Origin of the sequence: Rhodococcus sp. RDE2 (assembly GCF_020885655.1) — a bacterium.
GTDB classification, from domain to species: Bacteria; Actinomycetota; Actinomycetes; order Mycobacteriales; family Mycobacteriaceae; genus Rhodococcus; species Rhodococcus pyridinivorans.
This window is the reverse complement of the sequence record NZ_AP025186.1, coordinates 3,296,252-3,314,031: the sequence shown is the minus strand read 5'-3', so window position 1 is coordinate 3,314,031 and position 17,780 is coordinate 3,296,252. Positions and strand designations below refer to the sequence as shown.

The 17,780-nt window shown below is 67.7% G+C and carries 15 protein-coding genes; 5 read left to right on the top strand and 10 right to left on the bottom strand.

The annotated features are described in order from the left end of the window. Positions 1-31 precede the first annotated feature (31 nt). Positions 32-997, top strand: coding sequence for an endonuclease/exonuclease/phosphatase family protein (locus tag LPH33_RS15435; RefSeq protein ID WP_088897237.1), 966 nt, complete (start codon positions 32-34; stop codon positions 995-997). A 10-nt stretch (positions 998-1,007) separates the two neighbouring features. Here the strand turns inward: LPH33_RS15435 and LPH33_RS15430 are convergent, their stop codons facing one another. From LPH33_RS15430 to LPH33_RS15415, 4 genes are all read right to left on the bottom strand, one after another. Next, positions 1,008-2,045: an alpha/beta hydrolase gene (locus LPH33_RS15430; protein ID WP_229565071.1), complete on the bottom strand. Its 1,038-nt coding sequence runs from the start codon at positions 2,043-2,045 to the stop codon at positions 1,008-1,010. A gap of 200 nt (positions 2,046-2,245) precedes the next feature. Next, positions 2,246-3,397, bottom strand: coding sequence for a thiolase family protein (locus LPH33_RS15425; protein WP_229568352.1), 1,152 nt, complete (start codon positions 3,395-3,397; stop codon positions 2,246-2,248). Between the two features lie 31 nt (positions 3,398-3,428). Next, a complete protein-coding gene (locus tag LPH33_RS15420) occupies positions 3,429-3,848 on the bottom strand; it encodes a Zn-ribbon domain-containing OB-fold protein (RefSeq protein WP_088897239.1) in 420 nt (139 codons plus the stop codon). A gap of 144 nt (positions 3,849-3,992) precedes the next feature. Then, on the bottom strand, positions 3,993-5,645 hold the full coding sequence (locus LPH33_RS15415) for an MBL fold metallo-hydrolase (protein WP_229565070.1): 1,653 nt from the start codon (positions 5,643-5,645) through the stop codon (positions 3,993-3,995). A 168-nt stretch (positions 5,646-5,813) separates the two neighbouring features. On the opposite strand from LPH33_RS15415, the gene LPH33_RS15410 reads away from it, so the two are divergent. From LPH33_RS15410 to LPH33_RS15400, 3 genes are all read left to right on the top strand, one after another. Continuing rightward, a complete protein-coding gene (locus LPH33_RS15410) occupies positions 5,814-6,941 on the top strand; it encodes an NDMA-dependent alcohol dehydrogenase (protein WP_229565069.1) in 1,128 nt (375 codons plus the stop codon). A 52-nt stretch (positions 6,942-6,993) separates the two neighbouring features. Then, positions 6,994-7,806, top strand: coding sequence for a serine hydrolase domain-containing protein (locus tag LPH33_RS15405; RefSeq protein ID WP_229565068.1), 813 nt, complete (start codon positions 6,994-6,996; stop codon positions 7,804-7,806). 123 nt (positions 7,807-7,929) lie between these two features. After that, positions 7,930-8,436 (top strand): DUF3145 domain-containing protein, encoded by a 507-nt coding sequence (locus LPH33_RS15400; protein ID WP_088897242.1) that lies wholly within the window; start codon positions 7,930-7,932, stop codon positions 8,434-8,436. A gap of 112 nt (positions 8,437-8,548) precedes the next feature. Here LPH33_RS15400 and LPH33_RS15395 read toward each other — a convergent pair whose 3' ends face one another. From LPH33_RS15395 to aceE, 6 genes are all read right to left on the bottom strand, one after another. Further along, positions 8,549-9,982, bottom strand: coding sequence for an acyl-CoA carboxylase subunit beta (locus LPH33_RS15395; RefSeq protein WP_016691371.1), 1,434 nt, complete (start codon positions 9,980-9,982; stop codon positions 8,549-8,551). Positions 9,983-10,073: 91 nt separating this feature from the next. After that, positions 10,074-11,315 carry a KasA/KasB family beta-ketoacyl-ACP synthase gene (locus LPH33_RS15390; RefSeq protein ID WP_229565067.1) on the bottom strand — a complete coding sequence of 414 codons (1,242 nt, stop codon included), beginning with the start codon at positions 11,313-11,315 and terminating at the stop codon, positions 10,074-10,076. Positions 11,316-11,323: 8 nt separating this feature from the next. Further along, on the bottom strand, positions 11,324-11,602 hold the full coding sequence (gene acpM, locus LPH33_RS15385; RefSeq protein WP_229565066.1) for a meromycolate extension acyl carrier protein AcpM: 279 nt from the start codon (positions 11,600-11,602) through the stop codon (positions 11,324-11,326). 120 nt (positions 11,603-11,722) lie between these two features. Further along, positions 11,723-12,640, bottom strand: coding sequence for an ACP S-malonyltransferase (locus tag LPH33_RS15380; RefSeq protein WP_088897295.1), 918 nt, complete (start codon positions 12,638-12,640; stop codon positions 11,723-11,725). Positions 12,641-12,768: 128 nt separating this feature from the next. Then, on the bottom strand, positions 12,769-14,091 hold the full coding sequence (locus LPH33_RS15375) for a PucR family transcriptional regulator (protein ID WP_229565065.1): 1,323 nt from the start codon (positions 14,089-14,091) through the stop codon (positions 12,769-12,771). A gap of 66 nt (positions 14,092-14,157) precedes the next feature. Next, the gene (aceE, locus tag LPH33_RS15370; protein WP_088897245.1) at positions 14,158-17,007 is read right to left on the bottom strand and encodes a pyruvate dehydrogenase (acetyl-transferring), homodimeric type; all 2,850 of its coding nucleotides are present in this window, start codon (positions 17,005-17,007) and stop codon (positions 14,158-14,160) included. 325 nt (positions 17,008-17,332) lie between these two features. On the opposite strand from aceE, the gene LPH33_RS15365 reads away from it, so the two are divergent. Further along, on the top strand, positions 17,333-17,755 hold the full coding sequence (locus LPH33_RS15365; RefSeq protein ID WP_016933310.1) for a DUF3052 domain-containing protein: 423 nt from the start codon (positions 17,333-17,335) through the stop codon (positions 17,753-17,755). Positions 17,756-17,780: the final 25 nt, after the last annotated feature.

Here is a 17,780-nt window from a genome sequence, read left to right as displayed (position 1 = left end):
CGCGCACGGACCTGCGGCATGGTTGTGTGGCGTGGTGACTGCGAAGTGGCTCCGGCTCGGATCGGACGTTCTCGGGTGGACGTCAACCGCGACAGGCGCGGTCGGGCTCGCGCTCCACTTCGGTACGTGGTCGGCTCAGCCCTTGGTGCTCGCAGGGTCCGGCGCGTCGTATCTGATGGCCGGTGCGGTGATCGGGCTGATCGTCTTCGCCGTCCGTCGACGCCCACTCGGGGCCCTCGTTGCGATTGCGGTTGCTGCGGCGGCGGTCTGGACCCAGGCGCCTCTCCACGTCGCGACGGCCGCGTCCGGTGACGGTCCCGACCTCACGGTGATGCACGCGAACATCCTGTTCGACGGGGGTGCCGATCCCGAGGTCGTCGTGTCCCGGGTCCGGGACCGCGACGTCGACCTGCTCACGGTGAACGAACTCACCTCTGCGGGGGTCGACGGACTCACCCGTGCCGGTCTCGACGAGCTGTTGCCCCATCGGTATCTCGTCCCCGGAGAGTTGGCGTCGGGAACGGGGATCTGGAGCCGGTTTCCGTTGTCGGACACCGTCGAACACGACGGATTCGTCTTCCGCCAGCTCTCGGCCGTCGCGGACGTACCGGGAGCGGGACCGGTCGCGGTCCACGCGTTCCATCCGGTCCCACCGGTGTTCGACGCGCAGGACTGGGCTGCCGAACTGTCACGGTTGCAGGACATCCTCGATCGATCTCCGGCCGACGTCCCCGCAGTCGTGGGCGGCGATTTCAACGCGACCTACGACCATGCGCAGTTCCGCGCGTTGCTCTCGGGGCGTTTCGCCGATGCCGCGGAGCAGGCGGGAGCGGGGACGGTGCGTACCTATCCCACCGACAAACCCGGCCCACCGCTGGTGGCGATCGATCGCATCCTCGTCGGCAACGGGACGGCCGTCGCGTTCGAGTCCGACGACCTTCCCGGGGCGGATCACCGTTCGGTGGTCGCCCGGATCCGGTTGGACCCCGGCGAGTGACGCCTCGCGATCAGGCCTCAGCGCCCATCGACTCGGCGAGGATCGGCCACGCCTTGCGCAGGTCGTCCTCCCAGTAGCCCCACGAATGCGTTCCGTCGGCATCGAGTTCGGCCGTGACCGGGATGTCGAGCGCTTGGAGCCGGTCCACCAGCTGGTGCGTGCAGGCATTCGTGGCGGCCTCGATCGCTCCGCCTGCGACGATCTGCGTGGCGAACGATTCGCCCGCCGCGCGTTCCTGACCGGGGACGTCGTACGGGCCGGGCAGGCCGTTGCGGCTCGACAGGTACAAGGCCTTGCCGCGCAAGCCTTCCGCGTTGAGGTAGACGTCGTGCTCGGCCCAGCGCGGACCGTCGGCCGGACCCCACATGTTCTCGACGTCGCCCTTGCCGCGGCGCTCGACGACGAGCCTCACGTACAGCTGACCGACCGGATCGCTCGTGCGGACGCATCCGCTCAGGGATGCGACGCCGGAGTACAGGTCGCCGCTCTGGATCGCGAGGTCCAGCGCGGAGCCGGCGCTCATGGACATGCCGATGATCGACTGCTTGCCGTCGGTGTCGAGCAGCTCGTCGACGACGGGCGGCAGTTCCTCGAGGAGGAAGGTCTGCCACTGGTTGCGACCGAGAACCGGATCGTCGAGATCCCAGTCGGTGAAGTAGCTGAAGTTGCCGGTGGCGGGGATGACCACGTTGACGTTCTTGTCCGAGAAGAACTCGGCGATGTCGCTGCTCTCCATCCACCCGGTGCCGTCGATCACGCCGACACCCGCGCCGCCGAGGGCGTAGACGACCGGCCGGGGCTCGCTCGGATCGGCCGGACGCAGGACGTCCAGGGGGATCACGGTGTCCATGGCTGGAGAGTAGACGCGGACCGTCCAGTGCTGGTCGGTCACCTCGTCGACGCCCTCGACGTAGGCGGTGGCGGGCTCGGCGTCGGGTTGCTCGGGATCGGCGTGCGCGGTGGCGGTGCCGAACACGAGCGCCGAGAGGCCTGCGAGACCGACCGCAAGGCTGCGAAAGCCACGACGGGACACGACGGATCGACGCACGGATGAACTCCTCGACTCGAATTGATGCTGATGAGTCGTTCCCCCACACTCGACCCGCTGAGCTGGACAGTATCTTCCTCCGGTTGCGAAAAGCGCCCCGGGGTGCTGTGATTCCGGACTCGCGATGGCGCCGAGACGAGTTCGGCCACCGCACTCGGGATCTCGTGCGGTGGCCGGACTTTCGAACGATTACGTGGCACTCAGAGTGACAGGATCGACGCGGCGGCGGTGCCGGGTGCGCCGTAGACCTGGGCGAGGCCCACCTTCGGTTCGCCCGGAACCTGCCGCTCGCCGGCCTGACCGCGCAGCTGCAGCACCAGTTCGTGGACCTGGCGGATACCGGAGGCGCCGATGGGTTCACCGTTGGCGATGAGACCACCGTCGGTGTTCACCGGGAGGGACCCGCCGATCTCGGTGGCTCCCTCGGCGATCAGCTTCTCCTGGTCGCCGTCGGCGCACAGGCCGGTCTCGGCCATGTGGATCACTTCCGCGCCGGCGTCGGTGTCCTGGAGCTGGGCGACATCGACGTCCTCGGGGCCGATGCCGGCGGCCTCGTAGGCGGCCTTGGCGGCGTAGGCGGTGGGGGAGACGTCCTCCTCGACCGACGCCCACGTCGCATGGACCTCGTACGCGCCGTAGGTGCGCGTGCGAATCGCAGTGGATCGCAGGTAGACCGGCTTGTTGGTGGTGTACTTCGACACCAGATCGCCGCGGCATATGATCACCGCTGCGGCACCCTCGTCCGGCGCGCAGAACATCTTCGCCGTGAGTGGGTAGTTGAGCATCGGCGACGACAGGATCTCGTCGATGCCGAACTCCGTGCGGCGGAAGGCCTTCGGGTTGAGGCCGCCGTTGCGGTAGTTCTTCGCTGCGACCCGTGCGAGCGTCTCGTGCGAGATGTTGTGATCGATGGCGTAGCGGTTCGCCTTCATGCCGAAGAACTTGGTGGTGACGAACTGTCCGTTCTCGGCGTACCAGGCGGGCAGACCGAGCATGGCGGGATCGGCGGTGAAGGCGCCGCGGGGGTGCTTGTCGGTGCCGACCGCGATGCCGATGTCGTACTTGCCGGAACGGATCCCGTCGGCGGTCTGCTCGATCGCGCTGGCGGACGTCGCGCACGCGTTGAACACGTTGGTGAAGGGAATGCCGGTCAGGCCGACGAGGCGGGTGACGGCGTCGGTGTTGTCGACCTCGTAGCTGCCGCCGATGCCGAACTGGATGTCCTTCCAGGCGACACCCGAGTCCTCGAGCGCGAGCTGGATTGCGTCTGCGGCCATTTCGATGGCCGACTTGGCGCCGAATCTACCGAACGGGTGAAGGCCCACCCCGATGATGGCAACGTCGTTCATGATGTCGGGAACTCCTCGATGGGATGTGTGCGGATCAGATCGGCGCGAAGGCCCACGTGACGATGTCGGTGCCCTCTTCGTCGGTGTAGAAGGGGACGAAGGTGAGCTCGAGTTCCATGCCCGGGCGCAGTTTCTCGGGGTCGGTCTCCGTGAGGCGGGCCTCGACGCGGACCACGTCACCGAGCTGGACGAGGCCGAACGCGAAGGGAGTGAAGGTCGCCGCCGTCTCGTTGCCCGCGTAGGGCTGCTTCGGCACGAATCCCTGCGTGGTCCATGCCACGAGCGTGCCGCGACGCGGCAGCAGCAGTTCCGAGATGTTCGCCCCGCTGCACCGGGGGCAGCGCGGCTGGGTGGGCCACGTGGTCGCGGAGCAGTCGTCGCAGCGGCTGCCGATGAGCTGCGGGTTCTCTGCCGGCCACGTGGATACGTCGGGCGCGAGCGCCTTCGTCGTCATGGTTCGTCCTCCGTTGTCCGATGCCAATGCGGCGGCCCTCGCCGCGGTCGAACATGAGGATCACGTTAGACGGAAATGCCATTCTCTACAATGAGAGGATGCATATCGCGCGAGACGATTCTCGCGGAAGGTGGAGGGATCGGCTCAGAAACGGCGCCTCCGACGAGGTGGTGGCTTGCGTCGGCCCGGCCTCGAGTGGCGTCGGTGCTCCTCGGGGGGCGGGGCACCCGTGCGGTATTCGTCGAGCACCTTCCGCATCGCGGCGATCGCGCGCTCCCGGGTTCGCGGGTCGTCGATCTCGAGCAGCTGGTCGCGCAGACCGGTCGCGAACTCGGCGTACTCGTTCTGCCAGTCGCGGCCGACGTGCACCGGTGCCGGCGGTGCGACGGTCTCGACGTACTCGGCCGGGCCACCTGCCACGAGCCGGTACCGCGTGCCGATCTCCGGAACGACCACGTTCAGGTCCGCATCGAGTCCGTGCAGCGACGCCGTGAAGGCAGCGAGCGCATCGGGCTCGCCGTGGTCGAGGAAGACCGTGCCGGAGATCGGCGCGCGGTGCCCGACCCAGCGCACCAGTTCGCCGCGGTCGGCGTGCGCGGAGTAGCTGTCGATCCGCCGGATCTGCGCACGGACGTCGATGTCCTCACCCGAGATCCGGACCTTCGGCGCACCCTCGAGAATCACCCTGCCGAGCGTGCCCTGCGCCTGGTAGCCGACGAAGAGCACCGTCGAGTCGGGGCGGGCGAGGTTGTTCCGCAGGTGGTGCCGAACCCGTCCGGCCTCACACATCCCGGAGGCCGCGATGATGATCGCGCGTCGGTAGGTGTCGACCCGCATCGACTCCTCGGCCTCGGCGGTGTACCGGATGCCCGGATGGCGGAAGACGTTCCGGCCGTCGAGGTCCTCGAGTTCTCCGGCATGCGCTGCGAAGACATCGGTGGCGCGGATCGCGAGCGGGGAGTCGACGAAGACCGGCACCCCCGGAATCCGCTCGTCGTCGAGCAGGTGTCCGATGTCGAGCAACAACTCCTGGGTGCGTTCGAGAGCGAACGAGGGCACGATCAGATTGCCGCCTCGCTCCAGTGCCTCGTTCACCTCCCGGGCGAGGAGGTCGCGGCGCTCGGCGATCGTGAGCCGAGGGCGCGAGCGGTCCCCGTAGGTGGATTCGCAGACGACGTGGTCGAGTCCGGTCGGGCCTTCCGGATCGGCATGGAAGGCCTTCTGTTCCGGGCCGAGATCACCCGAGAACAACATGCGCACACCACCGGCCTCGATCTCCGCCGACGCCGATCCCAGGATGTGTCCGGCATTCCACAGGCGGACCCGGAAACCGGGTGCCGGCTCGAACCACTCCTCGAGTGGAACCGGCCGGGCGCGCGAGGCGGCGAGCCGGGCGTCCTCCTCGGTGTAGATCGGGTGGAACTTCGCCCGGTGCGTGCGGTCGCGCCGCCGATTGCGGCGCTGGGCCTCGAACTCCTGGATCCGCGCCGAGTCGGCGAGCATGAACGAGAGCAGCTCGGCCGTCGGGGCAGTGCAGAATATGCGGCCCTCGAAGCCACGTGCGACGAGCTTGGGGAGCAGCCCGCAGTGGTCGATGTGGGCGTGGGTGAGGATCACCGCGTCGATCGACTCCGGGGCGAACGCGAACTCCGCGACGTTGAGCTTCTCGAGGCTGCGCGAACCCTGGAACATCCCGCAGTCGACCAGGATGCGAGCCTCGCCGAGTTCGATCATCGAGCACGAGCCGGTGACGGTTCTCGCCGCGCCGTGGAAGGTGAGTTCCGGATTGTCGGGCACGGCATCTCCTCGGACGGTCGGGCGGTGGGGACCCGCGGTGCTCGGCTCCCACGGTATCCGCGGTCGCAGGTCGACCGGACCGGGACGAGGGCTAGAACCTGTTTCAATTTTGTGCGATTGTGTCTATCGTCACGTGCACAACCGGCAATGCGATGGAGGGCGAGCCAGATGAAGACCAAGGGTGCAGTGCTGTGGGGCATCGACGAACCGTGGTCGGTCGAGGAAATCGAACTCGGTGATCCCGTCGCGGGCGAAGTGCAAATCCGCATGGAAGCCGCCGGCATGTGCCATTCCGACCACCACATCGTCACGGGCGCAACCCCGATGCCGTCCTTCCCCGCCATGGGCGGTCACGAGGGCTCGGGCGTGATCACCAAGGTCGGTGAGGGAGTGGTGGGCCTCGAGGTGGGCGACCACGTCGTGCTGTCCTTCATCCCCGCGTGCGGACGGTGTCCGTCCTGTGCCTCGGGGCACTCGAACTTGTGCGATCTGGGCGCCGGACTGCTCAGCGGCCAGGCGATCTCCGACGGTACCTACCGCATCCAGGCGCGCGGCCAGAACGTGATCGCGATGTGCCTGCTCGGCACCTTCTCGCCGTACATGACGGTCAACCAGAGTCAGGTCGTCAAGATCGACAAGGACGTACCGTTCGAGCTCGCCGCGCTGGTCGGCTGCGGTGTGCCCACCGGCTGGGGTTCGGCGACGAACATCGCCGAGGTCAAGGCCGGCGACTCGGTCGCCATCATCGGCGTCGGCGGCGTCGGGATGAGCGCGCTGCAGGGCGCCGTGGCTTCCGGTGCGCGCCACGTCTTCGCGATCGACCCGGAACCGTTCAAGCGCGAGCAGGCGCTCAAGTTCGGTGCCACGCACACCTACGCCTCCATCGAGGAGGCCATCGTGCCGATCATGGAGATCACGTGGGGCCGCATGTGCCACTCGACGATCATCACCGTCGGCGAGATGAAGGGGGAGCTGGTCGATCCCGCGCTGACGCTCACGGCCAAGGGCGGCCGGTGCGTCGTCACGGCGATGGGCTACATGTCCGACATGGACGTCAAGCTCAACTCGTTCCTGTTCTCGATGCTGCAGAAGGATCTCAAGGGCAACATCTTCGGGGGGTGCAACGCCCGCGTCGACATCCCGAATCTGCTCGACCTGTACAGGTCCGGTCAGCTGAACCTGGCCGACATGGTCACGCGCACCTACACCCTCGAGCAGATCAACGACGGATACCGGGACATGCTCGAGGGCAGGAACATCCGCGGCGTGATCCGCTACACCGAAGCCGACTGGTGACCGGTACCGACCGGTGACCCCGCGCCGCCGGGTCGTCTCGTAGGCTGATCGCGTGCACAGCCTCGATCTGCTCAGCGACTGGCCTGTCGACCGTTCCGCCGCCGCGGTGGTGACCCGCGACGGCGGAACGGCCGCGTCCAGGGGAGACCTCGACGAGGTCTTTCCCCTCGCGTCCGTGACGAAACCGCTCGTGGCGTACGCCGCGCTGGTGGCCGTCGAGGAGGGCGCGATCGAGCTCGATCAGCCCGCGGGCCCCGAGGGGTCGACGGTGCGGCATCTGCTCGCTCACGCCTCGGGTCTGGCGTTCGGTGAGCGCACCGTGCAGACCGAACCCGAACGGAAGCGGATCTACTCGAGCGCGGGCTTCGAAGTGCTCGCCGAACTCGTCGAGACGGAAACCGGTATCGAGTTCCCGGAATACCTCCGGCAGGCGGTCTTCGAGCCGCTGGGCATGCCGTCCTCGTCCCTGCCGGGGCCGGCCGGGCACGGGGCGCAGTCCTCGGTCGCCGATCTCACACTGTTCGCGCGCGAACTGCTCGACCCCGTTCTGGTCTCGCACGAAACCCTCACCGAGGCGACCAGCGTGCAGTTCCCCGGTCTGAACGGACTCGTGCCCGGATACGGGATGTTCAAGCCCAACGACTGGGGTCTCGGATTCGAGATCCGGGGCGAAAAGAATCCGCATTGGACCGCCACCGGTAATTCACCGCGTACTTTCGGTCATTTCGGTCAATCGGGCACCTTCATTTGGGTAGATCCCGAAATTTCCGTCGCCGCTGTGGTACTTACTGATCGTGCGTTCGGAGACTGGGCGAAACCGCTCTGGCCTGCCCTCGGAGACGCGATCATCACCGAATTCACATAAACCTCTCTGGTTCGCTGGCGAAACACACGCCACACGGGCACACTTGTACGCAGCCTGCATGGAGAAGCCTTGATCGACGAAGGTCGTTGGGGAAGACGTCCTGGTCGAATCGGAGGTGAATGTATGCGCGCATCCAACCAATTCGCGGATGCCACGGCGGGGGTGATCTATGTCCATTCCTCACCGGCGGCCGTGTGCCCGCACATCGAGTGGGCACTGGCCGACATCCTCGACTGCCGGCCCGATCTCTCGTGGACGGGCCAGCCCGCCGCACCGGGGCTGCTGCGCACCTGCGTCGACTGGGTCGGGCCCGTGGGCACGGCCGCGCGACTCGCGGACGTGCTGCGGTCGTGGCCGATGCTCCGCTTCGAGATCACCGAGAACCCCAGCGAGGGCGTCGACGGCGAACGCTTCAGCTACGTCCCCCGACTGGGTCTGTGGCGCGGGTGCACCAGCGCCAACGGCGACATCGTCGTCGGAGAGATGCGTCTACGCGCCATGCTGTCCTCCGCCGATGTCACGAGCGAACTGCACCGCGCCCTCGGAACGGCATGGGACGAAGAGCTCGAGCCGTACCGCAGCGGCGACGAAGGCGCGCAGGTGACATGGCTCCGCCGGGACGTCGGCTGACCGCGGTCCGCCGCCCCGGTGACGCGACCGGAACGCACCCCACATCTTCCTGATACGAGAACACCGGCACCGCTCCGAGGAGCGATGCCGGTGTTCTCGTGCTGTGTCCGGATCAGAGCGGAATGTTCTTGTGCCCACCGCGAACCGCGGGTGCGGCAGCGAGCGCGGCGGCCAGCGTGCTGCGCGTGGTGGCGGGATCGATCATCTCGTCGACCACACCGATCGCCATCGCGCGCCCGACGCCACCGGCGATCGCCTCGTGTTCGGCGGCGAGACGGTCGTGCAGCGCCTCACGCTCCTCCTCGGGAGCCGCAGCGAGGGCCTTCTTGTGGAGGATGCCCACAGCGGCCTTCGCGCCCATCACGGCCACCTCGGACTCCGGCCACGCGTAGACGGCGGTGGCCCCGAGCGCCCGGGAGTTCATCGCGATGTACGCGCCGCCGTAGATCTTGCGCGTCACCAGCGTGACGCGGGGAACCTTCGCCTCGGCGAACGCGTGGAGCAACTTGGCGCCGCGTCGCACGACACCCTCCCACTCCTGGCTCACACCGGGAAGGTAACCGGGGACGTCGACGATGACGACGAGCGGAACACCGAAGGCATTGCACATCCGCACGAAACGCGCTGCCTTCTCGGCGCTCTCGGAATTGAGGCAGCCGCCGAGGCGGAGCGGGTTGTTGGCGATGACACCGACGGTGCGGCCGCCGAGACGGCCGAAGCCGGTGACGATGCTGCGGGCCCAGCCGGCCTGCAGTTCTTCGAAGGCGGATTCGCCGTCGACGTTGTCGAGCAGCTGGTGGACGATCGGCCGGACGTCGTATGCGCGTCGCGGCGAGGCGGGCATCAGCGCCCGCAGGTCGGTGTCGCCGAGCGCCGCTGCGGCGACGTCGAATTCGCCCTGCTCGGCCAGCATCGACACCAGGCGGCGCGCCCGGTGCAGAGCGTCGGCCTCGTCGTGCGCGGCGATGTGGGCGACACCGGACTTCTTGGTGTGCGTCTCGGGGCCGCCGAGCGACTCCATGTCGACCTGCTCACCGGTGACGCTGCGAACCACGTCCGGTCCGGTGACGAAGACGCGGCCCTCGGGAGCCATGATGACGATGTCGGTCAGGGCCGGGCCGTAGGCGGCACCACCGGCCGCGAAGCCGAGAACGACGGAGATCTGGGGGATCAGACCGGACGCGCGGACCATGGCCTCGAAGACCAGGCCGACGGCGTGGAGGGCCTCGACGCCCTCGGCCAGACGCGCACCACCGGAGTGGAAGATGCCGACCACGGGGATCTCGTGGTCGATGGCGTGGTCGATGGCGGAGACGATGTGCTTGCATCCCTCGACGCCCATGGCTCCGCCCATGACGGTGGCGTCGGAGCAGTATGCGACGGTGCGGATGCCGTCGACGTCGCCGACGGCGGCGAGGACGCCCGACTTGTCGCGGGTGTGCAGCAGTTCCAGGCTGCCCGGGTCGAACAGTTTCTCGAGACGGGCCAACGGATCTCTCGGGTCCACCGTCGTCTCACGCGGGGTGGCTGGATCCAGGATGGTCATCGGGTACTCCTCGGGCAGACGCGGTGGTGGTGGGCTGCGGTGGAGGCTCCGGGCGGAGCCTCCACCGCATGGGGCGGACTGGCGTCGACGGTCAGGCGCGACCGAATGCGAGCGCCACGTTGTGCCCACCGAAACCGAACGAGTTGTTCAGCGCGAAATCGATCCGGCCGGAACGCGGTTCGCCCTTGACCACGTCGAGATCGATCTCTGGATCCTGATTCTCGAGATTCAGCGTGGGCGGGATGACCCCGTCACGCAGAGACAGGACCGTGAGTACTGCTTCGAGTGCACCCACCGCACCGATCGAATGACCGAGCGCGGACTTGGGGGCGTAGATCGCGGCGTGGTTGCCCACGGCCGCGTTGATGGCCTTGGCTTCGGCCACGTCGCCGATCGGGGTGGCCGTCGCGTGCGCGTTGACGTGCCCGATGTCGGCCTTGGTGAGCCCGGCGGTCTCGATCGCCCGCCGCATGGCCCGTGCCGCTCCCGTACCTTCCGGATCGGGGGCGACGATGTGGTAACCGTCGGAGGTGATACCGGCGCCGAGGATGCGACCGTGGATGGTCGCTCCGCGTGCCTTGGCATGCTCCTCGCTCTCGAGGACCATCAGTGCGCCGGCCTCGCCGAAGACGAAACCGTCGCGATCCTTGTCGAAGGGCCGAGAGGCACCTTTGGGGTCGTCGTTGCGAGTGCTCAGCGCCCGCATCATCGAAAATCCGGCCGTGGCCACTGCGTCGAGCTGGCCTTCGACACCTCCGGTGACGACGATGTCGGCGTCACCGAAAGCGATCATGCGGAACGCGTTCGCGATCGCCTCGGACCCGGACGAGCACGCCGAGACCGGGGTGATCACCCCGGCACGGGCACCGAGTTCGAGTCCCACCGTGGCCGACGGCCCATTCGGCATGATCATCTGCACTGCGAACGGCGAGACCTTGCGGTAGCCGCCCTCACGGAGCTTGTCGACGGCCTCGATGAGCGACTCCCCGCCGCCGAGACCCGTACCGATGACCACGCCGAGACGATCGTTGTCGACCTCCGGGCTACCGGCGTTCTGCCAGACCGTGCGGCCCAGCGTGAGTGCGAGTCGCTCGACGAAGCTCATCCGGCGGATCTCGACGCGGGACAACCCTTCGTCGGGACCGACCTTCAGAGTGCCGCCGATGCGTACGGGTAGGTCGAACTCGTCGACGAACCCGCCGAGGGTGCCGATCCCGCTCTCACCGGCCAGGAGTGCTTTCCAGGTGCCGTCCACGTCGCCGGCGAGCGACGTCGTCGCCGCGAGGCTGGTGACGACGACGTTGCGCATTGTCCGAGGGGAGGGGGAAGTCACGGCAGAGCTCACTCGCCGTCGTTCGTGACCTGAACGCCCTCAGCCTCGAGCTTCTGGATGTAGGCGACGATGTCGCCCACGGTGCGCAGAGCTGCGAGGTCCTCATCGGGAACCTTGACGCCGTACTTGTCCTCGGTCTGCACGGCGATCTCCACCATGGACAGCGAGTCGATGTCGAGGTCGTCGACGAAGGACTTGTCGATGGTCACCTCGGAGGGCTCGATACCGGTGACCTCCTCGATGATCTCGGCGAGACCGGCGATGATTTCTTCCTGGGTGGCGGCCACGATGTGGCTCCCTTCTCGATGTATCGACTATGTCGTTCGAAACCGGCCGGATGTTTCCGGTCGGGGGTCCGGGGATATCCCGGTGAGGTGCCCGTGCTGTGCGACGGCGCGCGCAGCAACCTAACCGAGTTGAAGACTTTCGGCCAGAGCGGAGATCTCCGCGGGGGTCTTGAGGGCGACGGTGGGCGTGCCGCGCATCTCGCGCTTGGCGATGCCCACCAGCGTGCCGGCGGGGGGAAGCTCGACGATCCGGCTCACCTGCGCTTCACGCAGGGAGGCGGTGCACAGGTCCCACCGGACGGGCCGGGTGACCTGGGCTGCGAGACGTTCGAGGGCGTCGGCTCCGGAGGTGACGGGCTTGCCGTCGTAGTTCGACAGCAACGTGTGCGTCGGATCCGAAGGTGTGATCTTCGCCGCGGCGGCAGCCACGGCGTCCTGGGCGGGTGCCATGAATCGGGTGTGGAAGGCACCGGCGACCGGCAGAGCGCGGACGCGGGCCTTCTCGGGCGGGTTCGCAGCGAGCTCCTCGAGCGCGCTCAGGCGCCCGGCTGCGACGATCTGACCGGCCGCGTTCATGTTCGCGGGGGTCAGATCCAACTCGGCGAGGCGCGCAAGCACCTCGTCCTCGGCACCGCCGAGCACGGCGGACATTCCGGTGGGTTCGAGCGCGCAGGCGCGGGCCATCTCGGCTCCGCGGATGGCGGCGAGGGCGACGGCATCGTCGGCGCTGATGACACCCGCGATGGCGGCCGCGGCGAGTTCACCGACGGAGTGGCCGGCCACGATCGTGTCGGCGGGCACGAGGCCGCGACGGTCGAGATCCTCGAAGGCGAGCAGGGCGGAGGCCACCACGAGCGGCTGGGTCACCGCGGTGTCGGTGATCTCCTCGGCGGTGGCAGTGGTGCCCAGACGCGCGAGATCGAGTCCCGCCGTCTGCGACCACTGGTCGATGCGGTCGCGCGCTCCGGACTGCTCGAGCCACGGGGCGAGCATTCCGGGTGTTTGAGACCCCTGACCGGGGGCAAGCAGCGAAATCACGATCACCAGGGAACACCGCGAGCGGGTGCCTGCGAGATGTCGGTAGCGATGAAAGGTTGCCCCTCGATTTGTAGGGTTCCCACAAATCTGCACGTCGATGCTCGCTATCGGACGAAAGGTCGGAGACGTTACGTGTCCGATTCGCGAATTGTGAATCGAGTGGCAGGTGGTGCAGGCGATCTCAATTCGTTATGGCTTCGTGCCAGGCGACCTACCGTGGCAGCGATTCGGAGCACGTACGCATCGCGGGGATTTGTGGGATCCCGACCCGTTATTTCTGTGATCCGCTTCAATCGATACCGCACGGTATTTGGATGAACAAACAGCTTTCGGGCGCAAGTCTCGACAGCGCCCCCACTGTCGAGGTATGCGTCGAGCGTGTCCGCGAGGGACGGCCCGGCAGCCGCCAGCGGAGCGACGACGAAGTCCTCGAGCGCGGCGATCGCGCCGGGATCACCGAGCAACGCACGCTCGGGCAGCAGCTCCGCGGCGTGCACCGGCCTGGGAGCTCCCGGCCATCCGACGACCGCCTCCATGCCGGCGAGCGCTTCGACCGCGGAGACGTGTGCGGTCGCCAGCGTCGGTGTCGTCGGACCGATCACGACGGGATCGTCGGAGAACGCGCGCATCAACTCGGTGCGGAAGTTCGCTGCGTCGACCGTCCCGTGCAGTTCCCCGCTGACCACCATCACCAGGCGTTCGCCCTGCACCACCGCGAGGGCGGCGCGACCGTGCTCCTGGGCGACGGTGTGCACGGTGGTGATCACCGAGACGCCCTGGTCGGGTGGGGGAGTGCCGACGATCACCGTCGCCGGGGCGGTCGCGTCCCAGTTGAGGGTCGCGGCCCGCGACTGCATGTCGGGCCCGGTGTCCCCGCGTACCACGGCGTCGACGACGAGGGCTTCGAGGCGCGTGTCCCATGCGCCCCGCGACTCGGCCGCCCCCGCGTACACCGCCGCGGCGGCGAACCCGAGCTCGCGCCCGTACCGCAGGATCGCCTCGGTGAGTGCCACGAGTTGTTCCTCGTTGCGGGCGAGGGCCGGCAGCCACTGCTCGAAGAACTCCATCGCCGCGCGGACCATGTCCACCGTCTGACGCAGTGTCAGGCGCCGGGCGAGATCCTGCGGGATCATCTGGAAGGCGTCGAGGCTGAACCGCAGGTCGCTGTCGGGACTGTCGGGATTGCGCACCCACTCGAGGAAGTCGACCACCGACGTCTGGATGACCAGCTGCACGGTCGACCGTTGCGATGCGTCGAGATCGGCGAAGAAGGGCAACTGCTCCTGCATGACGTGCACTGCTTCGGTGGACAGTCGCCCCGAGAACTGTTTGACCCGACGGAGCAGCGCGTCGGGCAGCGGTGCCCGCTGAGGACGGGACGGCGGTACCGGGCGTTCCCTGTGAACGCCCGGTACCTGCCCGGTCCGGCGGGGCTGCGGCTCGTCGACCATGGGACGAAAGTACCCGGCGGCCGCGAGCCGGCCGGTCACGCCACTCGGACGTGACCGGCGGACGGATCAGGCGACGCCCGGGTCCGCCATCGAGACCGGAGCGGCCGTCACGTCGTCGATCTTGTAGGTGCGGGCCGCCTCGACGGCCTTCTCACGATCGATCGCGCCTTCGCGGCCCAGCGCCGAGAGCACCGCGACGACCGTGGACTCGGCGTCGATGTTGAACACGCGGCGAGCGGCGCCACGGGTGTCGGAGAAGCCGAAGCCGTCGGCGCCGAGCACCGTGTAGTCGCCCGGAACCCACTTGCGGATCTGATCGGGCACCGCGCGCATCCAGTCGGACACCGCGACGAACGGACCCGCAGCGTCGTTGAGCACCGACGCGACATAGGGCACCGGAGCTTCCTCACCTGGGTTCAGCAGCGCCTGCCGGTCGCACTCGACACCGTCGCGACGCAGCTCGCCCCACGAGGTGACGGACCAGACGTCCGCGGACACACCCCACTCGTCGGCGAGGATCTCCTGCGCACGCAGCGCCTCGGGCATCATCACGCCCGAGACCAGGATCTGCGCCTTCGGACCCGACTCCTGGCCCCGCTTGTACAGGTAGATGCCCTTGAGCAGACCCTCGACGTCGAGGTCCTCCGGCTCGGCCGGCTGCGAGTACGGCTCGTTGTAGACGGTGATGTAGTAGAAGACGTCCTCGCCACCGAAGCCGTCGACACCGTCCGTGCCGCCGTACATCCGCCGCAGACCGTCGCGGAAGATGTGGGCGATCTCGTAGGAGAAGGCCGGGTCGTAGGTGACCGCGGCCGGGTTGGTCGACGCGAGCAGCAGTGAATGCCCGTCGGCGTGCTGCAGGCCCTCACCGGTCAGCGTGGTGCGACCGGCGGTCGCGCCGAGGACGAACCCGCGTGCCATCTGGTCGGCCGCCGCCCACAGGCCGTCGCCCGTGCGCTGGAAACCGAACATCGAGTAGAAGATGTACACGGGGATCATCGGCTCGCCGTGCGTCGAGTAGGACGTACCGACCGCCGTGAACGACGCCGTCGAACCGGCCTCGTTGATGCCCTCGTGCAGGATCTGCCCGACCTCGCTCTCCTTGTAGGCGAGCATCAGATCGGCGTCCACCGAGGTGTACAGCTGACCGTTGCGGTTGTAGATCTTCAGCGACGGGAACCACGAGTCCATACCGAAGGTACGGGCCTCGTCCGGGATGATCGGCACGATACGCTTGCCGATCTCCTTGTCGCGCAACAGTTCCTTGAGCACACGGACCGTCGCCATGGTGGTGGCGACCTCCTGCTTGCCCGAACCCTTGCGGACGACGTCGTAGGTCTTCTCCGCGGGCAGCGCCAACGGCTTCGCGGTGGTGCGGCGCTCCGGAAGGAAGCCGCCGAGGGCCCGGCGACGCTCGAGCATGTACTGGATCTCGGGCGACTCGAAGCCGGGGTGGTAGTACGGCGGCATCTTCGGATCCTTCTCGAGCTCTTCGTCCGAGATCGGGATCCGCTGGAGGTCGCGGAAGTACTTCAGGTCCTCGAGGGTGAGCTTCTTCATCTGGTGGGTCGCGTTACGGCCCTCGAAGTGCTTACCGAGCGTGTAGCCCTTGATGGTGTGCGCGAGGATCACCGTCGGCTGACCCTTGTGCTCCATCGCGGCCTTGTACGCCGCGTAGATCTTGCGGTAGTCGTGGCCGCCGCGCTTGAGATTCCAGATGTCCTGGTCGGACAGATCCTTGACCAGTTCCTTCGTCCGCGGGTCGCGGCCGAAGAAGTGCTCGCGCACGAACGCGCCGTCGTTGGCCTTGTACGTCTGGTAGTCGCCGTCGGGCGTGACGTTCATGAGATTGACCAGCGCGCCGTCCTTGTCGGCGTGCAGCAGGGCGTCCCACTCGCGGCCCCACACGACCTTGATGACGTTCCAGCCGGCGCCGCGGAAGAACGACTCCAGCTCCTGGATGATCTTGCCGTTGCCGCGCACCGGGCCGTCGAGACGCTGCAGGTTGCAGTTGACGACGAAGGTCAGGTTGTCGAGACCCTCGGTGGCCGCGACGTGCGCCAGGCCGCGCGACTCCGGCTCGTCCATCTCACCGTCACCGAGGAAGGCCCAGACGTGCTGGTCGGAGGTGTCCTTGATGCCGCGGTCGTGCAGGTAGTGGTTGAACCGTGCCTGGTAGATCGCGTTCATCGGGCCCAGGCCCATGGACACCGTCGGGAACTCCCAGAAGTTCGGGAGCAGGCGCGGGTGCGGGTACGACGGCAGGCCGCCGCCGAGCGAGGCGTGGCTGTGCTCCTGACGGAAGCCGTCGAGCTGCTCGGTGCCGATACGGCCCTCGAGGAAGGCGCGGGCATAGATACCGGGGGAGGCGTGGCCCTGGATGAAGACCTGGTCGCCGCCGCCGGGATGGTCCTTGCCGCGGAAGAAGTGGTTGAAGCCGACCTCGTACAGGGCGGCGGACGACGCGTAGGTGGAGATGTGACCACCGACGCCGACACCCGGACGCTGCGCGCGGGTGACCATGATCGCCGCGTTCCACCGGATGTACGCGCGGAAGCGACGCTCGACCTCCTCGTCACCGGGGAACCACGGTTCGCTCTCGGTGGGGATGGTGTTGACGTAGTCGGTGGAGGTCAGGGCGGGAAGGGAGACCTTGCGCTCGTTGGCACGCTCGAGCATGCGCAGCAGCAGGTAGCGCGCGCGGGTGGGACCCGCGGCCTCGAGCATCCCGTCGAACGACTCGAGCCACTCGTCGGTCTCCGCCGGATCGATATCCGGCAGGTAGGAGGCCACGCCCTCGCGGATCACCCGGACACGATTGTCCTTGGTCGATGCCGGCTTGGCCGAGGAACCCGGTCCCGACGCGCCCGGTGCGGCGCCTTGTCGGGAGTCGGATCCGTGGATCAGGTCTGTCAACGTCTGCTCCTCATCGTGGTGGGCGCGTAGGTGGAGCGCCCTCTCCGTCGGCCGGCTCTTGTGGGAGCCGACGCAATCGACATCTGAACATGATGCACCCCTCATCTTCCCCCATCCGCGACGAAGGATCACGCCGTGGCCCGGCCAACAGGACGGATCGGACACGGTGCGGGGTGGTGCAATGGGTCCCTCTCCAAAGATTCTCCCGCTTTTCCCAGCGATTCGGGTTGCGTTGAGGCTTCCGACGATGTTCGCTTTGACCAATTGATCGTCACGCCGGTACGCGGATCCGATTCGCGCACCACAACCCTTAGGAGGAGCCACCGTGGTCGCCGCGGCGGATGCCAAGAACTATGTCTCCAAGCTCGGTATCACTCACGACCACGTGGTGCAGGAACTCGGTTGGGACGAGGACACCGACGACGAGTTGAGAGCTGCGATCGAAGAGGTCACCGGTACCGAGCTGCTCGACGAGGACTCCGACGAGGTCGTCGACGTCGTGCTGCTGTGGTGGCGCGACAGCGACGGCGACCTGGTGGACACCCTCATGGACGCGATCGGTCCCCTCGCCGACGAGGGCGTCGTGTGGGTTCTCACCCCCAAGACCGGTCGCCCCGATCACGTCGAGCCCAGCGAGATCGCCGAGTCGGCCACCACGGCCGGCCTCACCCAGACCACGGCCACCAACCTCGGTGACTGGATCGGCAGCCGCCTCGTCCAGCCCAAGGCCGGCCGTCCCCGCCGCTGAACCGGCTCCCAGAACGTAAGGATCC

Coding starts and splice junctions, on each gene's coding strand:
- LPH33_RS15420 (WP_088897239.1), bottom strand. CDS start 3,848: ATGACGACGAAGGCGCTCGCGCCCGACGTATCCACGTGGCCGGCAGAG.
- LPH33_RS15410 (WP_229565069.1), top strand. CDS start 5,814: ATGAAGACCAAGGGTGCAGTGCTGTGGGGCATCGACGAACCGTGGTCG.
- LPH33_RS15400 (WP_088897242.1), top strand. CDS start 7,930: ATGCGCGCATCCAACCAATTCGCGGATGCCACGGCGGGGGTGATCTAT.
- LPH33_RS15395 (WP_016691371.1), bottom strand. CDS start 9,982: ATGACCATCCTGGATCCAGCCACCCCGCGTGAGACGACGGTGGACCCG.
- LPH33_RS15375 (WP_229565065.1), bottom strand. CDS start 14,091: ATGGTCGACGAGCCGCAGCCCCGCCGGACCGGGCAGGTACCGGGCGTT.